The 12664-nt window shown below is 45.4% G+C and carries 10 protein-coding genes; 5 read left to right on the top strand and 5 right to left on the bottom strand.

The features are described from left to right. Positions 1 to 78 precede the first annotated feature (78 nt). The gene (gene nadD / locus ACLHG7_RS14300) at positions 79 to 759 is read right to left on the bottom strand and encodes a nicotinate (nicotinamide) nucleotide adenylyltransferase (RefSeq protein WP_410211675.1); all 681 of its coding nucleotides are present in this window, start codon (positions 757 to 759) and stop codon (positions 79 to 81) included. Positions 760 to 1160: 401 nt separating this feature from the next. Between nadD and ACLHG7_RS14305 the strand changes: the two genes are divergently transcribed. Then, complete coding sequence (locus tag ACLHG7_RS14305) at positions 1161 to 3458, top strand: acyl-CoA dehydrogenase (RefSeq protein WP_410211676.1); 2298 nt, start codon at positions 1161 to 1163, stop codon at positions 3456 to 3458. A gap of 56 nt (positions 3459 to 3514) precedes the next feature. On the opposite strand, the gene aqpZ is transcribed toward ACLHG7_RS14305, so the two are convergent. Then, a complete protein-coding gene (gene aqpZ, locus ACLHG7_RS14310) occupies positions 3515 to 4207 on the bottom strand; it encodes an aquaporin Z (protein WP_114899246.1) in 693 nt (230 codons plus the stop codon). Positions 4208 to 4908: 701 nt separating this feature from the next. On the opposite strand from aqpZ, the gene ACLHG7_RS14315 reads away from it, so the two are divergent. The 3 genes from ACLHG7_RS14315 to ACLHG7_RS14325 all read left to right on the top strand — a co-directional run bounded on the left by ACLHG7_RS14315 (position 4909) and on the right by ACLHG7_RS14325 (position 7809). Beyond that, the gene (locus ACLHG7_RS14315) at positions 4909 to 5061 is read left to right on the top strand and encodes a hypothetical protein (protein ID WP_410211677.1); all 153 of its coding nucleotides are present in this window, start codon (positions 4909 to 4911) and stop codon (positions 5059 to 5061) included. Between the two features lie 366 nt (positions 5062 to 5427). After that, the gene (locus ACLHG7_RS14320) at positions 5428 to 6993 is read left to right on the top strand and encodes a 2-isopropylmalate synthase (protein WP_410211678.1); all 1566 of its coding nucleotides are present in this window, start codon (positions 5428 to 5430) and stop codon (positions 6991 to 6993) included. Next, complete coding sequence (locus ACLHG7_RS14325) at positions 6994 to 7809, top strand: hypothetical protein (RefSeq protein ID WP_410211679.1); 816 nt, start codon at positions 6994 to 6996, stop codon at positions 7807 to 7809. A gap of 215 nt (positions 7810 to 8024) precedes the next feature. Here ACLHG7_RS14325 and fdxA read toward each other — a convergent pair whose 3' ends face one another. Both fdxA and mutS read right to left on the bottom strand, forming a co-directional pair. Next, a complete protein-coding gene (gene fdxA / locus ACLHG7_RS14330; RefSeq protein WP_114899242.1) occupies positions 8025 to 8348 on the bottom strand; it encodes a ferredoxin FdxA in 324 nt (107 codons plus the stop codon). A gap of 102 nt (positions 8349 to 8450) precedes the next feature. Next, complete coding sequence (mutS, locus tag ACLHG7_RS14335) at positions 8451 to 11189, bottom strand: DNA mismatch repair protein MutS (RefSeq protein WP_410211680.1); 2739 nt, start codon at positions 11187 to 11189, stop codon at positions 8451 to 8453. A 290-nt stretch (positions 11190 to 11479) separates the two neighbouring features. Between mutS and ACLHG7_RS14340 the strand changes: the two genes are divergently transcribed. After that, the gene (locus ACLHG7_RS14340) at positions 11480 to 12169 is read left to right on the top strand and encodes a hypothetical protein (RefSeq protein ID WP_410211681.1); all 690 of its coding nucleotides are present in this window, start codon (positions 11480 to 11482) and stop codon (positions 12167 to 12169) included. Positions 12170 to 12202: 33 nt separating this feature from the next. Here the strand turns inward: ACLHG7_RS14340 and ACLHG7_RS14345 are convergent, their stop codons facing one another. Further along, positions 12203 to 12637: a RidA family protein gene (locus tag ACLHG7_RS14345; RefSeq protein ID WP_114899238.1), complete on the bottom strand. Its 435-nt coding sequence runs from the start codon at positions 12635 to 12637 to the stop codon at positions 12203 to 12205. Positions 12638 to 12664: the final 27 nt, after the last annotated feature.

Consider the following 12664-nt stretch of genomic DNA (forward strand, 5'->3'; position numbering starts at 1 on the left):
TCTTTTAAAGAGTTTTGTTTCAAGTTGCCCGCGTTTAAATTGCTTTGCGAGGCAGGGGATGAATGACCTGTAGTAGGTTCAAGATTCATACGGGGAGGTAAATCCATATAGTTTGGTGCTCTTATTATACCCCATAACACGTGCTGGAAGCGATTTTTTAAGCAATTTTACCTGCTCAGATGTTGCAAGATGTTGACGAATCAGCGTGCTACTGATTTCTGGGGGCATTTTTTCATCAGTAAAAATAAGTCCTTGTGGTTTTTTTAATAATTGTTCCGTTGTTAAAGCTTTTTTTCCCATGAGTGCGTCAGGTAGAGTCAAGATTGCTTGCTCTTGCTGTTCTATACGAGGAAAGACCCATAGATGTGTCAGTTTGAGCAGTTCATAGCCGCCTTTCCATCGTGGCAGACTGTCAAAACTATCTTGACCGAGTACAAAAATGAGCGGGCGATCAGGACCAATACGTTGACGAATCAGGGAGAGTGTATCAAGCGTGTAAGTCGGAGGCTGTAAATAAACTTCAGTACGATCAATTGAAAAAGGGGTATCACGCAGTGCCTGCTTCAGCATGGCAAGACGATGTTTAGTACTCGTTGCGGTATTTTTAAAAGGAGAGCCTGCTGTGGGAAGAAACTTGATTTCGGCTTGTATCCCATGTGCTGCAATCTCTTGATTAACCTCATGTGCCATCCACAAATGTCCGTTATGAATCGGATCGAATGAACCGCCAAGAAGAACAAGAGGATGAGATCGCATCATGTTGAGAGGTTAGTTAATCAAGATGGGGCACAGACTAGCATAAAAGGTCGGATATCAGCATGCGCTGAATTAGATATTCAAATCGGCTTCACTGACCATCTGATACAACAAACATTCATAATTTGCCTAAGCTATACAATCAAGTCGGCTAGTCTTTAGTCAATTGCAGTATACTTTCAATTGATTCGACAGAATTTCTTACATTTATAGATCCCGTAAACCCGCTTTATTCTTTAAACCACCCACAGTGGTGTGTACTCTGCTTGAGTGACATTTTCCAGATATACACGGCTTGCACCAAGCATAGTGTTCATATTGACCAACCAAGGTCTTTAAGTTTTTATTATTAGCAATAAAAGTATTTTTCTTGTGACTTGTTGATTCAATAAAGAGGTGTAGCGATGTTCTCTCTCATCATGAAGTGGATGCAGTCTAATAAAATCTTACCCAAAATTTCCGATACAGAACGTCAGGCGCTTGAAGCGGGGCACGTTTGGATCGATGGCGGATTCTTTGCTGGGAAACCCGATTTTGACGAGATTTTGCGTCAGCCTTATTCTTTACTTAATGCCGAAGAGCAGGCTTTTCTAGATGGTCCGTGTGAAGAACTAATCGCCATGGTCGATCAGTATGAAGTCTTGCGAACCAAAAAAGTTCCTGACGACGTATTAGCCTTTATCAAAGCACAAGGCTTTATGAGCTTTTTGATTCCGAAACAATATGGTGGGAAAGAATTCTCTCCATTGGCCATTTCAACCATTATGGCGAAGATCAATGTTCATTCATTCACGGTAGGGACTTATGTTGTTATCCCCAATTCGTTGGGTGCCGCAGAGCTGATTAAGCATTATGGGACTGAAGACCAGAAAAATAACTATCTACCGAAATTGGCTAGTGGCGAATACATTCCATGTTTTGGCTTAACTGAGCCAACAGCAGGATCAGATGCCGCAAGTATCAAGGCCGAAGGTGAAGTCTTTCGCGATGATAACGGTGATATCAAGATTCGACTTAACTTTCGTAAACGCTATATTACCTTGGCGCCTGTATCTAATCTGGTGACACTGGCGTGTAAGCTGACGGACCCGAATAACTTGTTGGGTAAAGGCGAGGATATCGGAATCACCACGGTGCTGATTCATAAAGGCGTTGAAGGGTTTAGCTCCGGTGATCATCATGATCCTATGGGGGAGTCCTTTGATAATGGTCCTCTCATTGGTAAAGATGTCGTTGTCTCTGTTCACGATATTATCGGTGGTCCGGCCAATGCCGGTAATGGCTGGCGGATGCTGATGGAGCAACTGGCAGGAGGTCGTGCAGTCAGTTTACCTGCTGGTGCGATTGGTGCATCAAAGGCCGTAGTTGCAACAACAGGCGCATATTCGATGGTGCGTCAGCAGTTTGGGATTCAGATTGGTTTGATGGAAGGGGTAGAGGAGAAGGTCGGTAAGATTGCTGCACTGAGCTACCTGCTCGAAGCTTCTCGCGTGTTTAGCTGTTCTGCGCTCAATGCTGGCATTCATCCTCCTGTTGTTTCCGCAGTGCTTAAGTCTTATACCACCGAGATTTCTCAAGCCTTGGGCAAGGACGGTATGGATGTCTGTGCAGGCGCAGGCGTGATGCAAGGACCTAACAATATCCTTGCCAAGACTTATTGCTCAGCACCTGTCGGGGTTACAGTGGAAGGCGCAAACATTTTGACTCGAACATTGATCATCTTTGGCCAAGGGGCGACACGCTGTCATCCTTATGCGCTCAAAGTTGTGGATGCGGTCGAGAAAGATGATGTGAAGCAGTTTAGAAATAGTTTGGTCGCGTGGATGGTTCAGTTTGTGGTCGGTGTCTTCCGCGTTCTTTTCCATGGTGTGACTCGCGGTATTTTTGCGAGTGTGCCCGACGTCGCGCCAGAAACGAAAACGTACTATCGCCGTTTGATATGGGCAGGTGCGCGCTTTGGGTTTCTCACCAATATGGCGATGTTTGCGATAGGGGGTAAACTTAAAGCGCGTGGAAAGTTGACGGGGCGTTATGCTGATGCGCTTGCTTGGATGTTGCTGGGTACAGCAACACTGCGTCGCTTTGAAGCTGAAGGACGCAAGGCAGAAGATTTGCCTTTAGTGGATTATGCGTTGACCCATGCGCTGTCTGAGACACAAAAGGCTTTTGAAGGGATCTATGCAAACTTTGATGGCGCCATAGGCAGCATTTTACGTTTCTTTATGACGCTACCACTGCGTATTAATCCGCTTGCGAATCCACCGAGTGATGCAATGAGTCACGAAGCCGCCCAAACCATCCAGCGCTATAATGAGCAGTATCTGCGTTTAATTGATGGCATCCATTTGCCTAATAACCAGAGCCCTGGCTTGGGACGTTTGCTGAAGTCATTTCGTTTGTTGAGCGAAGTCGAACCTATTTTGGCTCGAATCCACGAGGCTCAGAAACTGCACAAGCTGCGCAGAGGGTCTGCCGAAGAATTAGCAGATGAAGCGAAGAAACTTGGAATCATTAGCGAAACCGAAGCAGGTTTGGTTGCTATGGCGTTGGCAGCACGATTGGAGGCGATTGAGGTCGATGTCTTTATCCCTGAACAGTATTATCGGAAGGATCAGGGATTGAAGGGGATTTATTCTGGTGCTCCGACGGATGAGTTGGTTAACCCTGTGATTGATCTTAAAGAAAAAGAGCTTGTGGAATAGATATCGATAGTGAATAAAAAAGACTGCCTTGGCAGTCTTTTTTATTCGATAACTACTTAATCATCACTATTACCAATAAAACGATAAACACCCGCACCCAGAAGCGCGCCGATAATTGGAGCAACCCAGAATAACCATAATTGTTTAATCGCCAGTGCATTACCTGCAACAACAGCTACTGCTGTACTACGTGCTGGATTGACAGATGTATTTGTCACGGGAATACTGATTAAATGGATGAGTGTCAGCGCCAGACCAATCGCAATTGGCGCAAAACCAGCAGGTGCGCGTTTACTTGTTGCCCCTAAGATCACAATCAGGAAGAACGCAGTCAGAACAATTTCAGCAACCAATGCCGATGTCAGTGAATATCCACCTGGCGAGCCTGCATCATAACCATTTAAGGCAAAACCTTGTGTGGAATCAAAGCCGACTTTACCACTGGCAATAACCCACAGCACTGCCGCCGCAGCGATACCACCAAGTACTTGAGAAATGATGTAAGGAAGGAGTTGACCTGCAGGGAAGCGACCACCAGCCCAAAGACCGATAGAAACCGCAGGATTGAAGTGACCACCTGAGATATGACCGACTGCAAAGGCCATTGTGAGGACCGTCAGACCAAATGCCAGTGCGACGCCAGCAAATCCAATTCCAAGTTCAGGGAAACCCGCTGCGAGGACTGCGCTACCGCAGCCGCCAAATACCAGCCAAAATGTTCCGAAGAATTCTGCACCATATTTTTTCATTTTAAATGTCCTTTAATGAGTCGATAGAGGATCGATAGTCTCTTTTAAAGTATGTAAGTGACAGATGATCATTCCTTTACATACATTCACGCTTGTTGCCTGATTCTATGGAGAAAATGAAATTAGGTATATAGTTTTTGTATACTAGTTCACATAAATACAACGAGGGCATGTGATGTATTAGAGTCAAGAATAGGAGTAACCTTTCTTATTGACAGCACAAAATCAAATCACGCGCATACCCGCAATGCCCATATAACATACTATTTATGTCAGAAAATACAGTTTGTGCAAATTTATGATCTATTTTATTCAGAATAAATAAGAAACATAATAGAAATGTGATGCAAGTCACCGACTCAGTTTTAATCAAATGGGCTGTAAAAAATGACCAAGTGGCAAATGTTGAAAAAGGATGAAAAAGGATGTTTTTTAAACATTTAATTGATAAGTTTGTGATGTGATCTCTGGTAAATCTATAGAATTAGGTGCATATTATATTGACAGCTTAAGTGAATAAGCTGTGATCGGGGATGTTCAGTATTTTTCTTGAGACTAAGCCTAGCTTTATCTATATAGCTGCTTTTCTTAAAGGAATTTGGAAGTTGGTGTACTCATGTTCTTGCTGTATGGTTATGGTATTGATAATCAACACAATCAGAGCAAAAAACCAATATAAGTAGCGTCAAGGGAGTATGATCATGTGGTTAATCATTGTTGTATTCGGGGTGCTTGCCGTTTTAGGGGTTATGGTTTTCTTAGGCATAAAGCCAACGGTGTCTGAGCATCAAATGCTTGCGCATCAACACAGCGAGTCTGAGCTATCGAATGATCCATTTGCCAAAGGGCATTAAGCTTTCGCTTGGCATTTGAGGACAAGTTTCTTTTCTTGAATGCCAAGCATGAGCTTGCTAGAACAGCATTCTGCGATGTTTTTTATTTCATGATGCATCATTGAAAATGATTCTGCGTTTATTGATCTATGATGATTTCTCTTTAAAATCCTATTTGATAAACGCACTCAAACCATACATTTTAAGTTTACGTTTCTCTCAGATTGGCTCACAATAAACCCATCATTTTTTATTGAACTTAGCGTACAGTTTTGCTGAGTTGTGCGTTTTTATTTTTTGTACGTTGTTTGCTGCTTTTTCATTGAATTCATCGAAAAAAATCAAGCAGGAAAGCAGTTAGATTATCTTAAGTTTAGGAATCGCTTTATGAGTAGCCCAATCATTAATCCACCTAGCCAACTCATTATTTTTGATACCACGTTACGCGATGGCGAACAAAGCCCCGGCGCATCGATGACTAAAGAAGAAAAAATCCGTATTGCACGCCAGTTAGAAAAACTCGGGGTCGATGTGATTGAGGCGGGATTTGCTGCTGCAAGTGAAGGTGATTTTGATTCTATCTCGACAATCTCAAGCATTATCCAAAACTCAACCATTTGTTCCCTTGCGCGCGCCAATGATAAAGATATACGCCGTGCTGGAGAAGCGATTCGCCATGCGAAACGGGGTCGGGTGCATACCTTTATCGCAACCAGTCCGATTCATATGCAATACAAACTGCGAATGAATGAAGATCAAGTTGTGGAAGCCGCTGTGCGTGCGGTTAAAACCGCGCTGGAATTCACCGATGATGTCGAATTTTCGGCAGAAGATGCCGTTCGCTCTGAAATTGATTTCTTGGTCCGTATCTTCGATGAGGTTATTCGTGCTGGTGCAAAAACCATCAATGTACCAGACACCGTGGGTTATTCGAACCCTGCATTATATGCACAGCGATTTGAGCAATTAATTGCACGTGTCCCTAATGCCAATAGCGTTATTTGGTCGACGCATTGCCATAACGATTTGGGGATGGCTGTTGCGAACTCTTTGGCCGCGGTGCAAGCGGGTGCACGTCAGGTTGAATGCACGATCAATGGACTAGGTGAGCGAGCTGGGAACGCTGCTCTCGAAGAAATCGTGATGGCGACCCGTGTACGGAAAGATTTATACAATGTGACGACCAATATCCGTACCGAAGAAATTGTACCTTCATCTCGTCTGGTTTCTGCAATTACGGGTTATGTGGTACAGCCGAATAAAGCAATCGTGGGTGCCAATGCGTTTGCACATGAGTCAGGGATTCATCAAGATGGGATTCTGAAGCATCGCGAAACATATGAAATTATGCGCGCTGAAGATGTCGGTTGGAATGCGAATAAGCTGACTTTAGGCAAGTTGTCTGGCCGTGCTGCATTCCGTTCACGCTTAGAAGCCTTAGGAATCACACCAGATTCTGATGATGCCCTTAACGCATTATTTGTTCGCTTCAAAGAGCTAGCGGATCGCAAGAGTGAAATTTTTGATGAGGATCTACATGCACTGGTCAGCGGCCATCAGGGTGATGATGTCGTCAATCGATATGTGTTAGAAGAGCTGGAAGTGACCAGCAAGACTGGTCAAGTGCCTCGCGCGCATCTGGTTCTTAATGTTGATGGCAAGGTCCATCCTGTTAGTGCCAGCGGTTCAGGTCCTGTGGATGCCACTTTTAAAGCGATCGAAGTGGTTGCCAAATCTGGTGCCTTACTCGAGCTTTATTCAGTCAATGCCATTACCAGTGGTACGGACAGCCAAGGTGAAGTAGCCGTACGCTTGAACCAGCAAGGACGTATCGTTACTGGTCAGGGTGCTGACACCGATATCGTGATTGCCAGTGCCAAAGCCTATCTTGATGCGCTGAATTGGCTCGCGACCCAAGGCAAAGCCAATCCGCAAACAGATGAGGTGATGTAGTTGTCCGTGTCGTCGACGCATCGCCAAGCACATACCCGGGCAATCCTTGCTGCATTGGGTATCCCTGTATGGGCTGAACGTACTGAATCGATTCAGAGCATCGCTGCCATATCGCTTTGGGGGAAACCGGGTGATGACGCGATTGAAGTATTCAATGCACAAAATCATATCGAAGCTGTTCAGCCTGTTGTCGTAGCTAAGACGCAAAGTATAACCACAGCACCCCAGCCTATATCTTCCAGTAACGAAGCAAAGCCACCGATGCCGTCGATACAAACGACGGCATCAGCACATATTGCTCGTACAGAGTCATTGCTTCAGGCGTCAGACCCACCACTAATTAAAGAAGTGACGGCCCCAGAAAAACCGACGCGTCAACCTTTTGCACAACCCATCGCAGCCAGTGAAGCCGTTCATGTAGAGCAGGTGCTGCGTTTTAGTTTAGAGGCGCGTGTGATTGGGGAGTGGGTTGTGCTTGTTTCAGTCCAAGCGTTGAATCATCCTGATCGTCGTACGTTATGGCAAAACATCAATCAAGCATTTCAGCGTGCCGATAGTTCAAGTAGCTCGGAAGCTTTCCGTTTAGATTGGCCTTTGGCTGAAGGCGCGCGCTGGCAGCATAATGTCGGTGCCCAAGCTGCCTTGATGGGGTTCCTGACACGATTTGGTACAGAGCGGCGCGTAGGTCTAATGGGAGAGTTACCGGATAGCATCATTCCAGAACATCTGGAACGTTTGCCATCTCTTGACGAGTTATTGCAAGCGCCGTTAAAGAAGCGTAGCTTGTGGCGTTTGCTATCAGGTCAGGTTCGTTAATTTTATCTTTACTAATGATGATCGACGAGAACCCTTCCTTGGTATGGGAGAGTTCTCATGCCGTATATTACTTTTGAACAGGGCTACTGATATACGGCATTGTGTCACCGCAAGCGCCCATAAAAAAACCGATCACTTCATAGAAAGAGATCGGTTTTTTTATAACAAGTCTAAACGAGCATTGGCTAAAAGACTTTAATTAGCGAGTCTGAGTATTAACGCTCAAGCAGTGCCAATTTATTCGGTTTGCCATCCCATTCAGCAGCGTCCGCAGGGCGTTCACCGATTTGCGTGATGTTTGGCCAGATTGCAGATAGTTCAGTATTCAGTTCTAGGAACTTTTCTTGACCTTTAGGCAGCTCATCTTCAGAGAAAATGGCATTGGCAGGGCATTCTGGTTCACAAAGTGCGCAGTCAATACATTCATCGGGATTAATGACCAGAAAGTTTGGACCTTCATAGAAGCAATCTACTGGACAGACTTCAACACAGTCTTGGTATTTACATTTAATACAGTTTTCGGTGACAACAAAGGTCATGGCGGCTGGCTACCTAAAGTCAAAAAATGGGTCTTAAAACCGTTGCACACGCCAAACTTGTAACGTGAATCAAAACGGTGGGTTCATCGGATGTGCAATAGTTTAATCTTTTTTAGCAGTCGATACCAATTCCTTTAGCTGATATAAGATATCAAGCGCCTGTTTAGGAGTGAGATTATCTACATTCAAGGCATCAATTTCATTCAAAACCAGTGTGTTCTCAGGTGAAGTATCATTTTGTTGATTTATATCTTCATTTTTCTCATAAGCCATGAAAGGTTCTTCAATTTGATCAAATAAATCGTTTTGACCCAAATGCAAAGCTTGCTGACGCTCAAGTGCACGGAGACGCCCACGTGCTTCCTTGATTACTGAAGCAGGAATTCCTGCCAGTTTAGCGACTTGTAAACCATGGCTCTTACTGGCGGCGCCATCTTGGACTTGGTGTAAGAGAATCAGTTCACCATTAATTTCTCGTGCCGCCACATGGCGATTTTCAATACCAGCCTGCTCACCGAGTTCAGTGAGTTCAAAGTAGTGCGTTGCGAAGAGACATAAACAGTTGATTCGTTTTGCCAAGTCTAAAACACATGCCCAGGCAAGAGATAAGCCGTCATAGGTACTGGTACCCCGTCCAACTTCATCCATGAGCACCAGCGACTGACTGGTGGCATGATGCAGAATTTGCGCGGTTTCGGTCATTTCAACCATAAAGGTGGATTTACCGCTGGATAAATCATCGGCAGAACCAATACGGGTAAAGATGCGATCAATAGGTCCTAATATGGCCTTGCTGGCAGGCACATAACTGCCAGAGTAGGCAAGCAGGGCAATCAGTGCGGTTTGACGCATGTAGGTCGACTTACCGCCCATGTTAGGGCCAGTAATGAGGATTAAACGATTTTGTTGGCTTAAGAACACATCATTCGGTGTGAATGGTGCGCGACTAAGCGCTTCAACGACAGGATGTCGTCCGCCTTCAATATCAATGACAGATTCTGCGGTAAAGCTTGGTCGTGCCCAGCTTCGCAAGCGCGCTTGGCTTGCCCAGTTACTGAGTACGTCGAAGTCGGCAATGGCTGAGCTCATCATTTGCAAGGGGGCAAGTTGTTGTTTTAAATAATCCAGAATTTGTTCAAACAAGACTTTTTCACGAATCAGTGCGCGTGAATCACTGGAGAGTACTTTATCTTCAAAGGTTTTAAGCTCAGGGGTAATATAACGTTCCGCATTTTTTAACGTTTGTCTGCGAATAAAATGGGCTGGTGCAGATTCGGCTTGTGCACGTGTGAGTTCAATGAAGTAACCACTGACCCGGTTATAGCCGATTTTTAGAGTGTTGATCCCCGTTGCGGCACGTTCACGTGTTTCCATATCGAGCAGATATTGGCTGGCATGATCTCGAATCTGACGCAATTCATCAAGCTCGGCATCAAAACCATCTGCAATCACCCCACCTTCACGCAAGAGCACAGGCGGTTGGTCGTGGATGGCTCTGGTCAGTAAGTCATAGACTTCGCTGAACTGTCCAAGTTGATTGGCGAGGTCATCAAGAAGGCTTTTGTCATCCAGTTGCTCCCAGCCTTTACCTTGCAGTGTTGGCTTTAAGGCATGGTGGAGCAGGGGAAGCTGACCACAGGTTTGACGGAGTTGCACCAAGTCTCGTGGACGGGCTGTGCCAAGGGCAATACGTCCAAGGATACGTTCCACATCACCGATATTTTTGAGTACGATCCGAATCGGTTCATCGTGAAAGCCATTTTTTAAACGTGCGATTGCGTCTAGCCGCGAATCGAGTATTTTGGTATCCCGCAGTGGCTGCATGAGTGTGCGGGCAAGTAAGCGACTGCCCATAGCCGTCTGACAGTCATCGACCAGTGCAAGCAGCGATGTGCCATTCTCGAATAAGGGGTCTACAATTTCCAGATTACGCCGTGTGACCGGATCCAGTGCGATAAAGGAGTCCATGGACTCTAAACGTAGACTGCGGATATGTGGCAGATTACTTTGCTGGGTTTCGCGGGCGTAGTGGAGTAGTGCAGCAGCGGCTGCCTGTGCAAGGGGTAAGTGATCTACCCCAAATCCAGATAAGGTGCTGACACCAAATTGTCGACAGAGCGTTTCATTGGCATTTTTAAGATCAAAATCAACGTTGGGTCGACGGGTTATGGCTGCGGTATTTGTGGATGAGTTAGCTAGAGACTTCAGTTCATCGAAGCTGATTTTATCTTTTAAGCCATGACTCTCAGAAACAGTATTTTCGTCAATCAAAAGTTCTGCGGGTGCAATGCGAGCCAATTCAATGGCGAGGCGCGTTTGATCGAATCCAAGTTCTTGTACCGTAAGCGTGCCAGCAGCCAGTTCAAGTACGGCAATGCCGATACGATTTTTTTGTAGGCAAAGCGCAGCCATACGCACTGCGCGATGGCTGGGCATTAAGGCCTCATCCGTTAATGTTCCGGCGGTGAGTACACGAACGACTTTTCGTTCAACGGGGCCTTTACCCGTGACTTCCCCCACTTGCTCGCAAATGGCAACAGTTTCGCCTGCTTTTACCAAACGTGCTAAGTAGCCCTCAGCCGCATGATAAGGAACGCCTGCCATTGGAATTGGCTCACCACCGGATTTGCCACGATGGGTGAGGGTAATGCCGAGCAGCTTGGCGGCACGATGCGCATCCGAAAAGAATAATTCATAAAAATCACCCATGCGATAAAACAAGAGTGCATGGGCATGTTCGCGTTTCATTTTCAGATATTGCTGCATCATCGGGGTGTGGGATGCAAAGTCACTACTGGGTTCAATGATTGGGTCTTGTTGCAGGCTTTCTTGTTCGGGCATGAGGATGATCAGTTTTACGATAAAGGGCTCGTGCCATGATACCGAAAAAAAAGAGTCTGTTGGTGTTGGTTTTAATGGGAGTTTTTATATAAAAGATCATGCCAATGGATTGGGTTTTAAAACTGATTCATTTAATCTTCATCAAATCAGCGGCATAATCTATAGGATTTATGGCGACAATGGTTTAGCGATAACTATAAAGATGACTGGGAGGCATTAAGTCTCCCTTTGATTGTGGAAGGCTGGGTGATCTGAACAATAGCGCTCTTGCTTTTTCCTGAGTATAAAAAATGATGAAACCGGTTTGGCTAATAATGTTGTCCTGCGTGTCCAGTGCGGCGTGGGCAGGGCGTCCTTTTTTTACCGACGATGCATCACTGACGGATCCACACAGTTGTCAGCTCGAGACTTGGTATCAAGGGACCAAAGAGTCTGACATGCTGTCTGTCATGCCTGCCTGTAATCCGACGGGTAATTTTGAGATTACTGCGGGTTATACGCAGTTGAGCCATCAAGGAGGGAATGGTGAGGAACACGGTTATGTCCTGCAAGGCAAGACAGTACTGCGCTCAATGGAGATCGATCATCAGTATGGGATTGCGCTTGCTTTTGGGGTGGCACGTTCTGATCATCGGCAGAATGGTGGAGAGTATGCGTATGTGCCGATTAGCTATGCTTCGCCACGTCAGGCATGGAATTCAAACGTGGACATCGGTTTCATTCGCGAGGAAGCCAGTGGTAAAAATCGGCTAACTTGGGGCGCGGGAACGTCATACAACATTAATTCGAGACTGATGGTATTTGGCGAGCTATTTGGGCATTTGGCCATTAATCCAAAACTGCATACAGGCATCAGTATTAGTGTGATCCCTGATCTGGTGCAAATGGACCTCACCTATGGCAAAGATCTAGAGCTCAATAAAGATGCCAATTCATATACGGTCGGCTTTAGTTTTCAGCTTCCCAAACCATCCAAATAAAGATAACGTTTGATCTTTATTTGAACTCAATACTCAATGGGCATGATGGTGGTTGTGATGATCGTCTTTTTCACAATTTGCATCTGCCTGATGGTTGGTCACAATACGATCCGCTACGGCAGTCACTTCGATTTCAATCTTATACTCTGGGTCAATGAGTTTTGCACCTAAAGTTGAGCGTGCAGGTGTATGACCTTGGGGGACCCAGTCATCCCAGACTGAATTCATCGCTGCATAATCTCCAACAGAAGCAAGATAAATACGCACAGCAGTGATATGGGTCTTATCCGCACCGACATGTGCCAGTAAGCGATCAATAAATCTTAAAATTTCTCGGGTTTGCCCTGTAACATCTAGTGATGTATTTTCTGCGACTTGCCCTGAAATAAAGATGAGATTGGCCGTGCCGACATGAGCAACAGTCATCTCACTAAAGCGTGGCCCCATTTCGTGTCGTGTAATTTCCATTTAAAACACCTCCTTTATGCATCAATT

The sequence above is a fragment of the Aquirhabdus sp. genome, from assembly GCF_046462495.1.
Lineage (GTDB): Bacteria > Pseudomonadota > Gammaproteobacteria > Pseudomonadales > Moraxellaceae > Aquirhabdus.